The sequence below is a fragment of the Psychrobacter sp. AOP7-B1-24 genome, assembly GCF_052376215.1.
In the GTDB taxonomy this organism is placed as follows: domain Bacteria; phylum Pseudomonadota; class Gammaproteobacteria; order Pseudomonadales; family Moraxellaceae; genus Psychrobacter.
Genome location: NZ_JBQSVL010000028.1, coordinates 19,827 through 38,944, shown reverse-complemented (window position 1 = coordinate 38,944; position 19,118 = coordinate 19,827). Strand labels below are relative to the sequence as shown.

Here is a 19,118-nt window from a genome sequence, read left to right as displayed (position 1 = left end):
CGTGATGACCCTAATATTCGACCCAAGACGTAACATTATTTTAACATTTGTTACCTGACTATTACCAAATAACAAAAAAGGCCGCTTGCAGGCGACCTTTTTCATGACGAGATGATGATCGCTATTAAAAACCATTAATAACGAATACGGTGTGTTGAACACTACACAGTAATAGCAGACGCTAATTGCTGAGCAAGTTTTGCTAATTGTTCTTGATCAGCCATCACAGCAGCATGGCGACCCAGCTCATGGATACTGGTAGGTATAAGATGTACATGATAATGAAACACAGTTTGCCCTGCTTGCGCACCATTTAACTGCATTTGAATGATTCCTTCACGCTCAAATACTTTGCGCTGCGCTTGCATGACTTTTTGAGATGTCATTAAGACCGCAGCGGCAAACTCTGGCTCAAGATCAGACAAGTCAACCGCTTTTTGCTTGGGTATCACTAATACATGGCCTTCTGCCTGCGGCATGATATCCATAAAGGCCAAGGTTTTATCATCTTCATATATTTTATGACACGGAATATCACCGTTTAGCATTTTGGCAAAAATATTGTTGTCGTCATAAGCAGTGGCTTGTTGATTAATATCAGTCATTATTATTCCTTTGATTATATGATTGTTAATCGCGTTATAGCTCTATATCTACTAACACAGATTAAAATTCACCTAACCCCTAGTGTTGGTAGCACTGGGGGTTAGTCGTTTCTAGCATTTGAGTTTACGCTTTCATTCTTGTTCATTCTTGTTTCGTCAATTAGCAACCTCTTCGCAAAGCCACGCCATTTAAGACTCAACATTTTATCTTTGATTTAAACGTTTGTAGAAATCACAACCATTTTGATTGCCGTTGTCGCAAGCTTTTCCAAACCATTCTTTAGCGACAACATAATCCTGACGTACCCCTTTACCATCATAGTACATTGATCCAAGAAGAAGCTGAGCCACAGCATCATCTTGATTAGCTGCTTTCTGATACCACTCAATAGCTTTGGCATAATTCTGACGTACCCCTTTACCATTATAGTACATCATACCAAGGACTCTTTGAGCCTCAGCATCTCCTTGAGTAGCAGGTTTTTCAAACCATTCCACTGTCTTGGTGTAATCCTGACGTACCCCTTTACCATTATAGTACATCATGCCAAGGACTTTTTGAGCAGTAGCATACCCTTGATCAGCCGATTTCTGATACCACTCAATAGCCTTGGCATGATTTTTAAGAACTCCTAAGCCCTTTTCATACATTACGCCAAGGTTATATTGGGCAGTAGCATCCCCTTGATTCGCCGATTTCTGATACCACTCAATAGCCTTGGCATGATTTTTAAGAACTCCTAAGCCCTTTTCATACATTACGCCAAGGTTATATTGGGAATCAGCATCGCCTTGATTAGCAGATTTTTCAAACCATTCAGCCGCTTTAGCATAATCCTGACGTACCCCTTCCCCAGTAACATACCTCAAGCCAAGATTATATTGAGCATTAGCATGCCCTTGATTGGCAGATTTTTCTAACCACTGCCTAGCTTTGGAATAGTCCTGACGCACGCCTTCGCCTAGGTAGTACATCATACCCAGTCTAAACTGAGCATCAGCATGCCCTTGATTAGCGGATTTTTCAAACCACTCAGCTGCTTTAGCGTAATCTTGGACTGCACCTTCGCCTCTGTAATGCCTAAAGCCAAGGTTATATTGATCTTCAGCGAGCTCTCGTTCAGCGAGCGATTGGTAAACACGCCTTTGGTTAGCTGCTTTAACCTCTGCAATTAATTTTGCAAGCTCTTCATGTTCTTTTGCAATATCATACTCTGCTACTGAAACTGCTTCTACTGTAGGCTCTTCATAGTCAATTGCTTTAGCAGAAGTCATTAGCCCAAATAATAGACTTAAAAAAACCAGCTCATTAGTAATGATTTTCTTCAGTGATTGCATGATCATGATTATCCTCAAAAGTGGTTCAAATAAGTTCGGTGCGCTGTAGAGACGTAGAACTATCACTCACCAATTTATTGGCGAGCCACACCCTTAAAATGTTATATTAGCACTCTATTTTAATCATGCTACGTTTATGGACTCGCCTACTTTGACGACTCAATCAAATAACAATTACGCTAATGTAGATCTCGATAGCACACTATCAACGACTGCATCCGATGATATGATATCTGCTAGTAACACAAAACAAACAAGCACGCAGAATGCGACTCAAATGCTTGCGCCAAACAGTATTATTTTAGCAAACGTACTGACTGACAAAACCATTGCATGGCGAATTCATAACTGTAAAATCAGCAAAAAAACCGTCACTCAAGATTTACCGCTACCTTTTCTGTATCATTATGACAGCTTAGAAGACAGTATCAAACAAACACATCCACTGACACCTGCTCTATTAGCGCAATTTAACACACCGATGACGGCTCAAGCAGCTGCTAAGCTCATCGGGATTGATGCCACACTGCTTGCTAACCCTTGGCAGGTAAAGGTCGTCGGCTCACTGGTCGTATTCAGTGAAACATTGCAATTGGCTGTACGGCTGCATTGGACCAATACGGGCAAAGACGCACAGCAAATTTATACTAAAGAGGCAACAGACGCGCTCACTACCGCATTTAAAGATTGGCAGTTTTTTGGCCGTATAGATGTACTCTATAAAAACAACCGTCAACCCTTAATTAGTATCGACGAACAACACAATGGCACGGAATCGATATTAACGATTGAGACCAGTACAGACTATCAACTTTTACCGGCCACTCATGCTTTAGCGATTATCGCCAAACTGGACAAAGATAAAGCCGAGCTACCTTGGTTTGAAACAGCCATATTAGAACGTTTGGAGTAGTACTTATCCGTCCTATTTTTTATCACAAGCAGCGAATTATTTTCAGCTATTCATAGCTAATGGTATGGTAGCGACCTAGTATTATTCACTAGTCCTCAAACCGTATAAAAAGCACACTATTGACATCACGGCTGATGCTGCACATTTTAACGAACCTAGCCTATTTGTAAGGAATATCACATGGATTATCGCTCAAAAACCTCTACCGGTGGTCGTAATATGGCAGGTGCACGCGCACTATGGCGTGCAACTGGCATGACTGATGGCGACTTTGGCAAACCTATTATTGCTATTGCCAACTCATTTACCCAGTTCGTACCAGGTCACGTGCATTTAAAAGACTTAGGTCAACTGGTCGCACGTGAGATTGAGCAGGCAGGTGGCGTGGCCAAAGAATTCAATACTATTGCTGTCGATGATGGTATTGCGATGGGCCATAGCGGTATGCTGTATTCGCTACCAAGTCGTGACTTAATTGCCGATTCTGTCGAGTACATGGTCAATGCTCACTGCGCAGATGCTTTAGTCTGTATTTCTAACTGCGATAAAATCACCCCAGGCATGTTAATGGCAGCGATGCGCTTAAACATTCCTGTTGTGTTCGTCTCTGGCGGACCTATGGAAGCCGGTAAAGTCATTGCCAGTACTGTCGCACAAAGCCACAATAACGATGGTGGCAACGGTACACATACCACTGACAATAAAGGTAATGCGATTCGTAAGCTTGATTTAGTCGATGCGATGATGGATGCTGCTGACGATAATATCAGTGACGAAGATGTCTTGGCCATCGAAAGCTCAGCCTGCCCCACTTGTGGCTCTTGCTCTGGTATGTTTACTGCCAACTCAATGAACTGTTTGACCGAAGCATTAGGGCTATCATTGCCAGGTAATGGCTCATTACTAGCAACTCATGCGATGCGCCGTGAATTGTTCTTAAAGGCTGGTCGTACGATTGTCTCTTTGGCCAAACGCCGTTATGAGCAAGATGATGACTCAGTGCTACCACGCTCTATCGCGACCAAAGCGGCTTTTGAAAATGCCATGAGCTTAGATATCGCGATGGGTGGATCAACCAATACTATCTTGCATTTGCTAGCAGCGGCCAATGAAGCGGAAGTTGATTTTAAAATGGCCGATATCGATCGTCTAAGCCGCGGCGTGCCTTGCCTCTCTAAAGTCGCACCTGCCTCACAGAAGTATCATATGGAAGATGTGCACCGAGCTGGTGGCGTAATGGCATTGCTTGCTGAGCTTGACCGTGCAGGCTTACTAACCACTGACCTTCCAACTATCCATAGTTCAACGATGAAAGAAGCCATCGACACATGGGATATCATGAATCCAGACAATGCTGAAGCACGAGCACTATATGTTGCTGCACCTGGTGGTATTCGTACGACACAAGCCTTTTCACAATCCAAAGAGTGGTCTAATCTCGATGTTAATCGCGAATCAGGCTGTATCCGTAGCGTTACTCATGCTTACTCACAAGATGGCGGCTTAGCAGTACTGTATGGCAATATTGCCGAGCGTGGCTGTGTGGTAAAAACAGCTGGCGTTGATGACAGTATTTTAGTATTTACTGGACGCGCGCGTCTATTTGAATCACAAGATGATGCCGTCGCAGCTATTTTGGATGACCAAATCGTCGCTGGTGATGTAGTAATCATTCGTTACGAAGGCCCAAAAGGTGGTCCTGGTATGCAAGAGATGCTTTATCCAACAACTTATCTGAAGTCAAAAGGTTTGGGTAAAAAATGTGCGCTACTGACTGATGGGCGTTTCTCTGGCGGCACATCTGGCTTATCTATTGGTCATGCCAGCCCTGAAGCTGCTGAAGGTGGTGCGATTGGTCTGGTAGAAGAAGGTGATACCATTCATATTGACATTCCCAACCGTACTATCAACATCCAAGTGAGCGATGAAGCTTTGGTAGAACGCCGTGAAGCTATGGAAGCTCGTGGTCGTGATGCTTGGAAACCTGTAAGCCGTGAGCGTTACGTTACTCCTGCATTACGTGCCTATGCAGCCATGACTACCAGTGCTGATACTGGTGCAATACGTGACGTGAGCCAAGTAGAGCGCTAAACACTAAGTACAGAAACCGCTCAAATTATAAAACTCTGTTTGTGTTAAGAGTCACAAATATTGAAATTATAAAAAGCCTGCCTATATTGTGCAGGCTTTTTTTCACTAAAAAACAACGTAGACCGTCGTTTGATAACTATTTTTTGCGGAAACCATCACGTTTTGTTGTCATGATAAAAGATAGACCAACAAGTCATTAGTCATCGATCCTCAGTACGGCTCGATAGTGGGCTTTCTTTTATAAAAAATAACAATCAACTGACTCTCGTGCGTGACTCTTATGATCGAAAACTATAATTTATTCTTATTAGTCTGTGGTTTCGCTTTTTTACTAGGCGCGTTGTTTCCTATTCTCTTTAAACGCACGCCCATCTCTTTACCTATGCTACAAGTCGGTTTAGGCGTGATAATGGGCTATTATTGGACGACGCTATCATTCTTAAATCCTATTGATAATGGCTTAGTCATAGAAAAACTGACTGAAATTGTCGTTTTAGTATCATTGGTTGGTGCAGGTATCAAGATTGATACTGAGCTATCCTGGCAGTTATGGCGGCCGACAGTGCGACTGTTACTGATTACCATGCCAATTGGTATTTTTTCGATGGCAGTATTGGGTTATTACACGTTTGGTCTGAGTCTTGGGGCAGCCGTTTTATTAGAGGTGCTGTACTTGCACCAACGGATCCAGTATTGGCATCTAGTATTCAAGTAGGACCACCGAATACCGGGGGTGAAGACGCACCTCGATTTACCCTCACCTCAGAAGCAGGACTTAACGATGGGCTGGCGTTCCCCTTTGTTTATTTAGCAATAAAAATAGCGGAAGCGTTTGATGAAGGCAATCGTTTCACCAGTGAGATGCTTTGGTCGTGGTTTACCCATGATGTACTGTGGAAAATTGGCGCAGGTTTACTGGTTGGTATTGTCGTTGGTAAGGTTTTGGCCAAGCTCGTCTTTTCAAAATATAGCCAAGACACCACTATTTCTCAAGGTTATGTCGTCATCGCCCTGACACTACTAGCCTATGGCTTAGCAGAGTTTGTACATAGTTATGGCTTTATTGCCGTATTTGTCGCGGCCTTTGCCTTTCGACGTTCGGAGCATGAGCACAGCTATCATCACAAACTTCATGATTTTGCAGAGCAATCAGAAGGTTTGCTGATGTCATTAGTACTGGTCACTTTTGGTATGTTTTTAGGTCAAGGATTGCAGTCGGGTGTAGAGCTCACATGGCGCGTTTATATCGTCAGCTTTGCCTTTCTATTGTTGATACGTCCCATTGGTGGGTTGATTGCATTATCAGGATTGAACTTACCACACACCGAAAAATATGCTATCTCAGCATTAGGTATCCGTGGTATTGGTACGCTATATTATCTCTCTTACGCGATCAACCAAGGCTTTTTCGGTGAGGAGGATACTCTAAAACTATGGGTTGTCTGTTCAATTGTCATTTTAATATCTATTTTTATACATGGTATTAGCGCCAAAAGACTGCTAAAAATGACGCCAAACAACCCTCATTGATATTATTCACACATTTTTTAGTGCTGTTTGAGCGCTGTATCAACCGAGCTAATCACAAACTCCGTTAGAGCAAACTGACGAATATCATTGAGCATCGTAACGTCAAAGTTATGAACAAAAGCAAATGACAATTGACGCTTAGGATCACACCAAGCAACCGACCCGTTATAGCCCATGTGCCCGAATCCTTGCTTGCTAATATCAACCGCTTCACTGTCAACATTTTGACAAAGGCTAAACAGTCGATGATAACCCAAGCGCCAATACATAGACGCTGGCATTACGGAATCTAAACCTGTGATGTGCGGTTTAGATAGCTGCTCAAACGTTGCACTATCAATAAGGGTTTGTCCTTGCCATTGACCACCACAGGCCAGCATCGCATAGATGGTTGCCAGTGCCTGTGCTGAAGCTACCCCATTGGCCGCAGGAATCACGGCTTGTAATGTCTCACGACTATGGTAATCGATTGCTTCTTTACCAGCAGGTATGAGCGCCGCTTTATAGTTTTTTAGATTTAGTTTACTAGTATCAAAGTACAAACGATTAATATGGGCTGTACTCAATATAGGCAAGTTTTTTTGCTCATTATCCTGACTAGGATTTACGACTTTTTCATTAACTAAGGCTTGTTGCTGCCAACAAGTATAGTTGGGTAGACGAGCATAAGCATCTAAGGTGCTTTGTGAATCTGCTTTTAAAGTCGGTTTATGACGCTTGTGACGCAGTTTTTCACTATCCTCATTTGATACTTCAAAATCTTTGGCCAGCTTTGCCACTTGGTTGACTTTATTATCTGGCACACCAAAATAACAGCTATCGGCAATACCTAAAGGTTCTGTTAAATAGCGGCGCAACGCCTCAGCTAAAGATAGATTGGTAACAGCTTCTATTAGACCGCCTAATATCCAACCATAGACCAAAGCACTATAAGCGCTATCATATAACTCGCTATGCTCCGGTAGCGTAATTGCCATCGCAGCAATTTTATTAAGCATATGCTCCCAATCTAGCAACGCTTCACTATCAGCATCCGTACTTTGAATGGAAAATAAATTAGCTTGGTGTGACATCACGCTACGTAGCGTAATATCCCCTTTATTCTGTGCCGAAAATGCTGGCCAATAATGCGCAATAGGCGTGTCATAATCTAGTATCTGCTGCGACACCAACACATGTACCAATGTCGCCAATATGCCTTTACCTGTCGAAAAATTAATGGCCAAGGTATCAGGTTGCCAGGACATATCTAAACGTGCCATACCCGTACTTGCTTGAGCAATACATTTGCCAGCCTGATAAACCACCACAGCACCACCTGCTGGCGCATCATCAAGTTGCAAGTCGGTGAGTAATTGCTGCAAGCCTTGCTGAAGTTTAATATTAATATCGTTATGCATATGCTGATTGCTTTTATTGTTCTCGCTCATGACTGCCCTGCTTTATTTTATAAAAAAGCTAAGTCTCAAAGTCTCTTAGCGCTGGATATTGTAGCAGATCAAAAAACACGATTGGCTTACCATGAGTGATTTCTAGCCTCGTTTTCTTGACAACCATCATTTTTTGCGTGGTTTTACCCATTTATATCAACGTAAAATCAATTATTTACTCACAAAAAAGGCCACCATTTGGTCGCCTTTTCGTTCGTCAAACATGATTATATTCTAACGCGGCACTAGTAAACGATTATGAACCTCTTCGGCAAGCTTAGTCAAACCATGACTACGCCCACGTTCCATCGCTGTATCCATTTTACGCCCACGCAGCCAACCTGCACGCAAGGCTATCGCAGCACCTGCTCTATTGCCAGTACCACAGTGCAGCGCAGTTTTTTTGCCGTGATGCTGTCGTAAAATATTATCAAATGCCAATATTTTCAGCTGCTTTAAGTCAGCAGCACCGCTAATAGGCAAATGTTCATAATGCATACCTGCACGCTCGACAGCTGCTGCTTCATCAAAACTCAACTCATCATTAGGCTGCAAATTGATAACCAACTCAACGCCTGACTTTGCTAATGCTGCCACTTTTTCATCATCCAATGCACCACATACAATGGTGTTTGCATCAGGACGAAAATAAGGCTCAAAAATATTAGCAAGGTCGATACCGTTATCCTGAATATTTTGGTCAGAGTCAGTACTGGTGCTACCAGTCTCAGCCCTATTATCAGTAGTCTTGATATGAGCAACATGATCATTGGCGGCTGAATTTTCTGGGCTTGTTACTTCTGTATATGAAGTCATAATTATAAATTTATTCGTTAAGTTTGCTATTGAAAACTTTTGTAATGAGCATCTGTTATCTTATTTTCTGATGGTTATTGATCGATACTCTGCAATCTAACCGTACCTAACAGATGCGGTTTGTCATTTTTAGCGCTATATAACCCAAACTCACAAGTATCATCTGTGCTCTCAAGCTTTGCAACTGGTTCAGCAATAAGCTCAACCTCTGCTGGCAAAAAGATAGGTAGCTTAAATGCGACATCAACCGTACAAGCATCTGGTAACTCGCCCATCATACCCAAACATTTGGCCTTTGACCACATACCGTGAGCAATAGCTTTTGGAAAACCAAAAGCCCGCGCAGATAGCGGATGTAAATGAATCAGGTTGAAGTCACCCGATACAAAGGCATAACGACGACCGATATCCTCTGGTACTTCAAAGATACTATGCACGCCTTCCGGATTAACATCTGGTTTGGCCACTATCTGACGTGGAGTGCTTTTTTTATCTTTGCTATTACTTGATGTTTTGCTACGAGACAAATAAGTTGAAGTACCTTCCCAGATAACTTCACTCTCTGATTTTACCGTCGTCACAAAGTCAAACTGCTGACCTTGAGCATGATCACGCAGATTATCAAAGGTAACCGACATGGCAAACGTTTCACGCTCACCAATTGAACGATACTGAGTTACACTATTGTCAACGTGTACCAAACCCAACATGGCAAATGGAAACGGCTCTTTGACCATCATATTCATTTGCAAAGTTTGTGATAATACTGAAAAATATGTAATTGGGACTTTACCATTATCAGAAAAACCGCAAATTTTACGATAATCGTTTAAATTCCCTTGGTCGATATGCAGATCATCCACAAAATAAGTCGCTTGAGGTAGCTGTTCTCGACTAATTTTGCCATTATTGACAATAGGTAATAAGCTTTTAACGATATTGGCGTAGGTCGTATGCGCTTTTGGCAACGCATCATAATGCTTGTCTGACATAATAAATCCTAAGTGGGGCTAGAGCAAATTTTCTTGGTGCATACAGAGATGCTATTAAAGTCGTTCGTTAAGGCTGACCATCCAACAGTGTCCTAAGCGCTATACTCAATCCAAAGTATAAGTAATCTACGTGGTTTTAATGCGTGGTTCAAGCACTTATTTTACAGCAAATTTTTTCTGGTTTTGGGGTTTATAGTTTCTATTTTTTTTATTATAAAGTTTCTATGTTTTTATCATAAAAAAGCCACCCTCGGGCAGCTTTATTACAAATTATCATCAATTTTTTCGTAAGCATGTGTAAGGTAAATAAAAAATAACAATTAATATCAATTACTTAATAAAAAATATTACCCCTGCCTGCCTAGAAACTAGTGCTATGCACCTAGTAAGCTTTGACCACATACACGGACAGTATTGCCATTCAAACCACCAGAAGCAGGTGATGCAAACCATGCGATAGTTTCTGCAACATCTACTGGTAGTCCACCTTGGCTCATTGAGTTCATACGACGCCCCGCTTCACGAATAGCAAATGGAATGGCTTCAGTCATTTGGGTTTCAATAAAACCTGGTGCCACTGCATTAATTGTCATACCTTTAGCATTGTCCTCTAATTGCTTAGCAGTCGCATTAACCAGACCAATAACACCCGCTTTCGAGGTGGCATAGTTGGTTTGACCCAAGTTACCCGCGATACCAGAGATTGAAGACACACAGACAATACGAGCGTCATCATTTAAGACATTATTATCAAGCATATAACGGTTTAATTTAGCGATACTGGCAAGATTAATATTAATAACCATATCCCATTTTTGCTCATCCATCTTCGCTAAAGTCTTGTCACGGGTCACCCCTGCATTATGAATCACTGCATCCAAACCGCCGCGCTTTTCTGCTGCATCTGCAATTTCAGCACCTGCATCATCACTGGTAATATCAACAGTCAATACTGAACCACTGATCTCACTCGCAACCTTTTGCAGGTCAGCTTGCTGTTGCGGCACATCAAGACAGATAACATGAGCGCCTTCACGAGCCAACACGCGAGCAATCGCTTCACCAATACCACGACTTGCGCCAGTAACCAGCATGGTTTTGCCACCTAAAGGTTGCGTCCAATCTACATCAATTGACGTGCCTTTGCTAACGCGTACGACTTGTCCTGAGACATAGGCTGAACGAGCTGAGGTGAAAAAACGTAACGTTGAATCTAAGTTTTGCTCTGCACCTTCTTCAACGTAGACAAGCTGTGCCGTGATACCACGTTTGAACTCTTTACCTACAGATCTTACAAAGCCTTCAAGTGAGCGTTGAGCAAGTGCTGTATCAATATCAGAGATTTTTTCTGGTGGGCGGCCTACAATAATAACGCGACCAGATTTTTCAACACGGCGAGCCACAGTGTGGAAAAATTCATACACTTCTTTTAGCTGCTCAGCATTGCTAATATTACTAGCATCAAACAACAGCACTTTAAACTTATCATCATTATCAGTATTGATCTTTGTCTCAATACTCGCATCAGCAAGCGTATCTTTGATATCGTCACTGCTATTCACATAAACATCCGCATGTACGTCTGACAAAATACGTGATACTGACGCACTCACGCTTTTATCATCGCCACTAGCACGACCAACCAAAACACTACCACGTACTAGATTTTCACCACTTTCGAAACGATCAAGCGTCACTGGTAATGGTAGGCCTAGGTTTTTCGCAACCTTTTTACCAATAGAAGATTGAACAAAATCACCATAATGGTCTGACATAATATAATCCTTATAAAAAATAACTAGAATCGTAAATTAAAAATGCAATGTTCCTATCATATAGACTCGGCAACATTATAATTATTGATATTTAGTAAGTGCGTACAAAACTGGCCTAACTATACACTGCCATTATGAACAAGTCCAAAAACTGACAATGTCCACAAAAATCTGTAAACAAGCTAGTACACAAGATGGCAACTTTTTGTAGACTAAGAAAGCATCGTATCATGCTAAAATTAGACCAATAAGTTATAGTAAATTCATTTATCGATAACAATATATTATCAAATTGGCTTTTATGCAATGTTAATGGTCAATATTCATCTGTCCACAGAAATTATTTTGAACGCTGTATGGTGAGTGATACTACAAGCCCTATTAGGCTATTCACTCAGTCTAAATATTGCATTTTGAATGGGCTAAATTTTGTGAAACAGCGTCAAATGGCTTGCTAATACTTCGATACTATTACTTGGATACTATCTTTACAACCTTTGCGACCTTTCTTGTTGGACAGCAATTTATCTCATTTCTATCATCATTTTCAAAATGAGGACACACCCTAACCTTATTACAAACGTCACATAATTTGCTAAAGATATACAGTAAGGTCATAAAAACGACTTGCCATAAACAGCCATACTGCGCAATAAATGATAATATTGATTTATCATCTTGAAATATTGCACCAAATACTAAAAGTCAATTGTCTTTTTTATCGTTACCTCACCTTTCTTCTACCCATATTTTTTAAGGATAATATTATGAGTAATAAAAACAATCACCCTGATAGTCCTGTTATCGAAAGCACTGTCGTAAAAGTTAGTGATGCAAAAACTAAAGAAGCACAAGCAAGCTCTACTGACAGCACTCAAAAAGAGGCAGCCGTTAATACCATTGTTAGTGATTCAAACAAAGAGAACGTTGCCGAAGAAATTGCTGTTCCAAAAGCAGCTAATACTGCTAAAAAGACCCGCTCAACCAAACCTACCTCAAGTCTAAAACGTGTGGCTGTTTTAGGTGGTAATCGTATCCCGTTTGCACGCTCAAATGGCTCATACGCCGATGTTAGCAACACAGATATGCTAACCGCTGCCTTAGACGGCTTGGTTGAACGCTATAACTTACAAGATGAAGTGTTAGGTGAAGTGGTCGCTGGTGCAGTTATGAAACTGAGCCGAGACATTAATCTCACTCGTGAAGCTACATTAAATACAGCGCTAAACCCGCACACGCCTACTTATGATATTTCACAGGCTTGTGGTACTGGCTTACAAGCAACTTTCGCTTCTGCCAATAAAATTGCATTGGGACTTATTGATTCAGCCATTACTGGCGGTGTCGATACCACTTCTGATGCCCCTATCGCGATTGGCGATGGCCTACGCAAAGTACTGATCAAACTGGGTGCCGCAAAAGACAATAAACAACGTCTAAAAGCACTGATGGGCTTAAATCCAAAAGATCTAATAGACTCACCGCAAAACGGAGAGCCACGTACTGGTCTATCGATGGGCGAGCACCAAGCAATCACCGCGCTTGAGTGGAACGTTAGTCGTGAAGCACAAGACGAACTTGCTTTTAACAGTCACAAAAACCTAGCGCGCGCTTATGATGAAGGGTTTTTTGATGACTTGATTACCCCATACAAAGGTCTAACTCGTGATAATAATTTGCGCCCAGACACAACGTTAGAAAAACTGGCTAAGCTAAAACCTGTATTTGGCAAAAAGAATGCCAAACCAACGATGACAGCTGCCAACTCGACTCCCTTAACAGATGGCGCTTCTTGCGTGCTATTAGGTACTGATGAATGGGCAAAAGAACACGGCCTTAAACCATTGGCTTATATTGTCCATCAAGAAACAGCCGCGGTAGATTTCATTGGCAAATCTGGCACAACTGAAGGCTTACTGATGGCACCTGCTTATGCCGTGCCACGTATGCTTAAACGTGCTGGCCTAACGTTACAAGACTTTGATTTTTATGAAATTCATGAAGCCTTTGCCTCACAAGTACTATCAACACTAGCAGCTTGGGAAGATGAAAGTTTCTGTGAAGAGCGCTTAGGACTTGATGCACCACTTGGCTCTATTGATCGTAGTAAGCTCAACGTCAATGGCTCATCATTGGCAGCAGGTCATCCATTTGCGGCTACTGGTGGCCGTATATTAGTGACTGCGGCAAAGTTACTGGATCAAAAAGGCTCTGGTCGTGCGCTTATCTCTATCTGTGCAGCAGGCGGTCAAGGAGTAACGTGTATCTTAGAAAAATAATCAAGATACCTTATATTTAGCCTATTGAGATTACTATCGAGTGAATTAAGGTCATCCACTGGCTTTATAAATACTAAAGCAAAAGGAATGCGCTAAGTTATTAGCTTACTCAGCACATACCATAAAAAATGTCCTTTAATTCATGTAAAGGGCATTTTTTATTGCCTATAGTTTGTTATTATAAAAGTGAATTAGGGAATAGCATCTTACAAAATCTGATATGCCAACCAAAGGTAATATTTATGGGTAAGACTAAATATTTATTAAGACAACTACGGCAAATCATTTTTGGTTCTGAAAAAATCAACTTAACAGAACCCAGTACAACAGCTGATTTTCAATCTCTAACAACCAAAGAACATATCGATCAATATAATCGAGAACAAGAAATTCTATCCGAGCGTATCGAAAAAGAAGTGCTTGATGATGAACTGCGACGAAAAATGCACCAAGACTTAATCGATACCTATGATGAAGAGCTAGAAAATGAAATAGATGACTATGCTCGTGACTTTCGTTTTGACGGACGCGAAATGAGCGATCAAGAAAAGCTAGATCGTCGTACATACTTCCATGAACTGGTACGACTACAACGAGAGCTTATCAAACTACAAGATTGGGTAGTAGATCGCGGTGAGCGCATTATCGTCATCTTTGAAGGACGAGATTCTGCTGGTAAAGGTGGTGCTATTAAGCGTATCACTCAGCGCCTAAATCCAAGAGTTTGTCGTGTTGCAGCCCTACCCGCGCCAACAGAACGTGAGCAAACGCAATGGTATTTTCAACGCTATGTCGCCCACTTGCCAGCCGCAGGTGAAATTGTACTGTTTGACCGTAGTTGGTATAACCGCGGTGGTGTCGAGCACGTGATGGGCTTCTGTACAGACGCACAGTATGAGGAGTTTTTTCAATCGGTGCCTGATTTTGAACGTATGTTAGTACGCTCTGGCATTCGTCTGGTGAAATACTGGTTTTCAATTACCGATGACGAACAACATGCGCGTTTCATGAGCCGAATGTATGATCCGCTCAAACAATGGAAACTTTCACCGATGGATTTGCAATCACGCCGGCGGTGGGAAGACTACACCAAAGCAAAAGAGACCATGTTTGAACGTACCCATATTCCTGAAGCTCCATGGTGGGTCGTAGAAGGCAACAATAAAAAACGTGCAAGGCTAAACTGCATCGCACACTTACTCGACCAAATTCCTTATAAAGAAGTGCCTCGTGATGAGGTTGAGTTACCCAACCGTAAACGCGATGATGAATATTATCGTGAGCCTATTCCAAATGATATGTATGTGCCGCCTCGTTATTAACATGCCTCATCAACAGTCGATATTTCTCCAAATTTATTTAAAAACAGCTCATCAAAAAAGCAGCCTTATATCAAAATATAGGGCTGCTTTTTTATGGTGATATCTATTTAAAACCAATCGTAATAGAGAAAATAGTCATCAATATTAATATCACATGGTATAAGTCGACTGCAAGCCATCTATTTTACCAGCCAACAATCGCTCAACTTCATTTTTAATTCTTTGACCAGCAATGTCAGTACCAATTTGTACCGCAAAACCTGCTGGACGACTACCTTGTGTTTTAGAGTTTATCCACACCACCTTACCATTCATAGGTAAACGTTCGCTTGAATTCGGTAAAGTCACAGCGATAAATACCTCATCACCTAACTGATGCGACTGGTTAGAGGGTACAAATAAGGCTCCATTACTCACAAAGGATAAGTAACTGGCATATAACGTCTCGATACTTTCCATATGGCAGGTCAATACTCCGCCGCGTCCTGGCATTGCCATAGTTAGCTTCCTTTATTAATTAGGTTGATTATATTGTTATGAGTGACTAACGGTATGTAAACTAAAGCATCAGTGATATATTAAACTATATCCAAACAGCATAAAAACTACTTTATAAATATGCCATTTCCTGCATTAGCTTATCATAGGCAAATTTTTCTTGCACATTTTGTTGCAGAGAAATTTTGGTCTGTTGCAAGCTATTCGCAAATGCCTCTAAACCACTAGCAGCCGGTTGATAAGACTCTAATAAGCCAGATAGATTGACGTCTTTTTGCAATTCATCAAGCCCTAAACAAACACGGCGTATATCAAGCAACATCAATTCAGATAGCTGAATAAATTCAACGATACTTAACTGGTTTTGCCAATAATCACTGGCAGCTATACTACTACGCTTACCACTACGCAATGCTTGCCACGTCGTCAGCCATAGTCCACGCTTGCTATACCACACCGCTTGCGCCAATGCTATCGCCGCTAAAGGCGCACCATTAGCTAATTGTATCAGTTGATGAATGGCATCTGTACCAACTGCTTCTCGGTTGACCGTATGTCCTAATGCCTGTGTCACATAATCAGCAGCTAACCTCGGCTCAATCGCCTGTAACGCCAATTGCTGTACGCGGCTTTTAATAGTTGGTAATAGCTGCGAAGGTGTATCACTGATCAAAAACAAATGAACTTGTGCTTGCGGTTCCTCTAGGGTTTTGAGTAGCGCATTAGCTGCAGCAATAGTCATTTTTTCAGCATGATCTAACACACATATCCGCAGTCCTTGTCCACCTTGATAGATAAAAGGTTGCAAGGCTCGGATATCATCTACTTTAGTCTTTAGAACACTATGACTAGCTGCTTTACTAGTTTTTTTATTTTTGGCAGTGCTGCTCAGATTTTCCTTCTTAGCAGTATGATCAACACTCATCGGTGTGCTGACCAATGGCAAGACTTGTAAGCTTGGATGTGTACCTGATCTTAGCCATTGACAGCTCTCACACACGCCGCAAGCACCTGTTGGATGGCTATTACGGGTACGACATAACAACCAAGCGACCAATCGCCATACAAAAGCTCGCTTACCCATGCCCTGCATACCTGCTGCCAATAATGCATGTGGCAAAGGTTGCTGCTGTAATACTCGTTGCGTTAGTTGTGACCATAACGTTTGCTGCCATGGTAATAAAGGTGCAAAATAAACATCATCTGCAACGCTGGTATTATCTGTTATATCACTCATCGTTACCGTCCTGTCACATTGCTCGATTATTTAAGAGATAGCGTGTCAGTACGCTATAAATACAGTGATGATATTTTGGTTAGGCTATCATTTAATGGGGTTTTGAAAGTCAGCCAAGCTCATGCTGTTTAGGCGATCCAAATCTTCTTGTGTATCAACACCTGCAGGTAAGTGACAATCTGCTTGTGCAATCGCAATATGTCCACCATTTTCCAAAACACGTAACTGCTCTAAGCTCTCAAGCGTTTCCAGCGGTGTTTGTGACCAATGTACAAATTGCTGCAATAGACGCACGCGGTACGCATATAATCCTAAGTGGCGATAGGCGTTTTTTGGTGTTTGTTTTTGTTCTTCATTAGCTAACACAGCATCACGGTCACAAGGAATAGGTGCTCGACTAAAATAAAGCGCACGCTGTACATTAGCGGACTGTTGACTCACCACCTTTACTACCGACGGACGCATAAAGGTTTCATAGTCATCGATAGGCTCACATAACGTAGCCATTACGCTATCACTATCTGCTACCAAGAGTGCTTTGACTTGCTCCAATAACAAAGGTGGAACCAGTGGCTCATCGCCCTGCATATTGACCACGATATCATGATCAGCCCACCCTTTTATGGCAGCAACTTCTGCCAAACGATCGGTACCTGATGCATGTTCAGCACTAGTCATGACCACATCAAAACCCGCTTCCATACAGATCTTTGCTATTTGCTCATTATCAGTGGCAATACACATATCATCAGCAAATTTCGCTGTTTGTGCTTTTTCAGCGACCCATAGAATCATTGGCTTACCATGTATTTTTAGCAGTGGTTTACCAGGTAATCGTGTGCTTTTGAAACGAGCAGGAATGACAATATGAGTTTTAGCCGGCATAACAACTGATGACATGGTTAATTCCTATAGAATTTTTTATATGACTATAAATCTTTACTTTTATAATAAACGGTATTTCCAATATTTTGACTAGGGCATGTTGAACCGTTACAAATAGGTACTGCTGATCGTATGAACACAAAGCCTTAGGCTAAAAACTCCTCAGGCTCAATTGTATTTATATCGGTGCAGTCCTGATGCCTAATGTCTGTAGCTGCTGTTGTAATGCATCATAACAACTATCAGAAAGTGCAGCCGTTACCGGCAATACCCACAGCCTATTCACCAGATTTTCGCAATCATCGTTAAGTGGTTGCTTAGCTGTATATTCGAATAACAAGGCTTTTATTTTTACTGCATCCTTGCTGGTTATAACAATCGGATAATCGTGATACTGCAACAGCTCAGCCAAACTAAAATCATGATGATCAGGATATGCATGCCCAATGACATCAAAACCCAGTGAACTTAGCGTATCAAAAAACCGCTGCGGATAGCCGATACCACTCACAGCATGTACTTTTTTACCAGTACTAGGCGCATCAGCACTGGCCTTAATACTAATTATTTGAACATCAGTTACTTGAGGAGCGACTACAGTAGGTTGCCACAAGCGTTGCATATTTTCAGCTGTCAGATGCATTGTCAAACGGCTGCTTTGATACTGGCTATTTCCATCGTTGCTATCATCTAAATCTGCGCTTAGCTTTTCATGATAGATAACAGTTGCGCCTTTTAAACGTGAAATAGGTTCACGTAAAAATCCAGTGGGGAGTAATTGTTCATTACCAAAACCCCGTGACGCATCGACGACAATCCACTCGATATCACGTTGTAAGGCATAATGCTGCAAACCATCATCAGCAATAACCAATTGCAAATCTGGGTGCTTATCCAGCAAAGTAGTGATTGCCTGTTTACGATTGGGACATACCGCCATTGGCACATTGGTCGTATTAACAATTAAACAGGGCTCATCTCCGACCACACTAGGCAAGCTATCTGCACTAACCAATGATGGCATCTTATTAGTATCACCACCATAACCACGGCTAATGACACCCACCTTGATACCTTCTCCTTGCAATTTATTTACCAAAGCAATAATCAATGGTGTCTTGCCACTACCACCAACACTGATATTACCAATAACCATCACTGGGACAGGGGCTCGATAACTTTTTAACAGACCTAGTTTGTATGCCTGACGGCGAAGCATCGAAATGATTCCGTACAGCCAACTGATAGGTAGCAATAACCATAACCAACCAGCTTGGCGTTGCCATGCTCGCGTTACTGTCGTCTCAAAGCTCATAATTATTGACTACTTATTCTATAAGTTCAGTATGGCTAAAATAGTAAAACCGTTCCAAAATATTAGACCCTATTAACTATTCGCAAATAGAT

General features: G+C 41.7%; 16 protein-coding genes. 6 read left to right on the top strand and 10 right to left on the bottom strand.

From position 1 onward, the window contains the following. Window positions 1-161: 161 nt before the first annotated feature. On the bottom strand, window positions 162-605 hold the full coding sequence (locus tag ACT3QP_RS07620; protein WP_444525049.1) for an HIT family protein: 444 nt from the start codon (window positions 603-605) through the stop codon (window positions 162-164). Between the two features lie 204 nt (window positions 606-809). Beyond that, on the bottom strand, window positions 810-1,949 hold the full coding sequence (locus tag ACT3QP_RS07615; protein ID WP_444525048.1) for an SEL1-like repeat protein: 1,140 nt from the start codon (window positions 1,947-1,949) through the stop codon (window positions 810-812). 145 nt (window positions 1,950-2,094) lie between these two features. Between ACT3QP_RS07615 and ACT3QP_RS07610 the strand changes: the two genes are divergently transcribed. The 4 genes from ACT3QP_RS07610 to ACT3QP_RS07595 all read left to right on the top strand — a co-directional run bounded on the left by ACT3QP_RS07610 (window position 2,095) and on the right by ACT3QP_RS07595 (window position 6,477). Continuing rightward, on the top strand, window positions 2,095-2,856 hold the full coding sequence (locus ACT3QP_RS07610) for a hypothetical protein (protein WP_444525047.1): 762 nt from the start codon (window positions 2,095-2,097) through the stop codon (window positions 2,854-2,856). A gap of 180 nt (window positions 2,857-3,036) precedes the next feature. Then, complete coding sequence (gene ilvD, locus ACT3QP_RS07605) at window positions 3,037-4,947, top strand: dihydroxy-acid dehydratase (RefSeq protein WP_444525046.1); 1,911 nt, start codon at window positions 3,037-3,039, stop codon at window positions 4,945-4,947. A gap of 280 nt (window positions 4,948-5,227) precedes the next feature. Beyond that, window positions 5,228-5,662 (top strand): hypothetical protein, encoded by a 435-nt coding sequence (locus ACT3QP_RS07600; protein ID WP_444525045.1) that lies wholly within the window; start codon window positions 5,228-5,230, stop codon window positions 5,660-5,662. Next, window positions 5,641-6,477 (top strand): cation:proton antiporter domain-containing protein, encoded by an 837-nt coding sequence (locus ACT3QP_RS07595; RefSeq protein ID WP_444525044.1) that lies wholly within the window; start codon window positions 5,641-5,643, stop codon window positions 6,475-6,477. The genes ACT3QP_RS07600 and ACT3QP_RS07595 overlap by 22 nt, the downstream gene beginning before the upstream one ends. Window positions 6,478-6,494: 17 nt before the next feature. On the opposite strand, the gene ACT3QP_RS07590 is transcribed toward ACT3QP_RS07595, so the two are convergent. The 4 genes from ACT3QP_RS07590 to ACT3QP_RS07575 all read right to left on the bottom strand — a co-directional run bounded on the left by ACT3QP_RS07590 (window position 6,495) and on the right by ACT3QP_RS07575 (window position 11,490). Beyond that, entirely contained in the window at window positions 6,495-7,907 is a 1,413-nt protein-coding gene (locus tag ACT3QP_RS07590; protein WP_444525043.1) for a serine hydrolase domain-containing protein, read from the bottom strand. 234 nt (window positions 7,908-8,141) lie between these two features. Next, window positions 8,142-8,723: a beta-lactamase hydrolase domain-containing protein gene (locus ACT3QP_RS07585; protein ID WP_192518767.1), complete on the bottom strand. Its 582-nt coding sequence runs from the start codon at window positions 8,721-8,723 to the stop codon at window positions 8,142-8,144. Between the two features lie 74 nt (window positions 8,724-8,797). After that, window positions 8,798-9,715 (bottom strand): MaoC family dehydratase, encoded by a 918-nt coding sequence (locus ACT3QP_RS07580; protein ID WP_192518766.1) that lies wholly within the window; start codon window positions 9,713-9,715, stop codon window positions 8,798-8,800. Between the two features lie 374 nt (window positions 9,716-10,089). After that, window positions 10,090-11,490 carry a 3-oxoacyl-ACP reductase gene (locus ACT3QP_RS07575; RefSeq protein ID WP_444525042.1) on the bottom strand — a complete coding sequence of 467 codons (1,401 nt, stop codon included), beginning with the start codon at window positions 11,488-11,490 and terminating at the stop codon, window positions 10,090-10,092. Between the two features lie 767 nt (window positions 11,491-12,257). Between ACT3QP_RS07575 and ACT3QP_RS07570 the strand changes: the two genes are divergently transcribed. Next, complete coding sequence (locus tag ACT3QP_RS07570) at window positions 12,258-13,769, top strand: acetyl-CoA C-acetyltransferase (RefSeq protein WP_444525041.1); 1,512 nt, start codon at window positions 12,258-12,260, stop codon at window positions 13,767-13,769. 242 nt (window positions 13,770-14,011) lie between these two features. Beyond that, window positions 14,012-15,091: a polyphosphate kinase 2 gene (gene ppk2, locus ACT3QP_RS07565; protein WP_444525040.1), complete on the top strand. Its 1,080-nt coding sequence runs from the start codon at window positions 14,012-14,014 to the stop codon at window positions 15,089-15,091. Between the two features lie 150 nt (window positions 15,092-15,241). Here ppk2 and ACT3QP_RS07560 read toward each other — a convergent pair whose 3' ends face one another. The 4 genes from ACT3QP_RS07560 to lpxK form a co-directional block, all read right to left on the bottom strand. Then, the gene (locus ACT3QP_RS07560) at window positions 15,242-15,589 is read right to left on the bottom strand and encodes a PilZ domain-containing protein (protein ID WP_192518763.1); all 348 of its coding nucleotides are present in this window, start codon (window positions 15,587-15,589) and stop codon (window positions 15,242-15,244) included. Between the two features lie 112 nt (window positions 15,590-15,701). Next, window positions 15,702-16,826, bottom strand: a complete 1,125-nt coding sequence (locus ACT3QP_RS07555) for a DNA polymerase III subunit delta' (protein ID WP_192518762.1) — start codon at window positions 16,824-16,826, stop codon at window positions 15,702-15,704. 87 nt (window positions 16,827-16,913) lie between these two features. Further along, window positions 16,914-17,726: a 3-deoxy-manno-octulosonate cytidylyltransferase gene (kdsB, locus tag ACT3QP_RS07550; RefSeq protein WP_192518761.1), complete on the bottom strand. Its 813-nt coding sequence runs from the start codon at window positions 17,724-17,726 to the stop codon at window positions 16,914-16,916. Between the two features lie 163 nt (window positions 17,727-17,889). Continuing rightward, window positions 17,890-19,026, bottom strand: a complete 1,137-nt coding sequence (lpxK, locus tag ACT3QP_RS07545) for a tetraacyldisaccharide 4'-kinase (RefSeq protein ID WP_192518760.1) — start codon at window positions 19,024-19,026, stop codon at window positions 17,890-17,892. Window positions 19,027-19,118 lie beyond the last annotated feature (92 nt).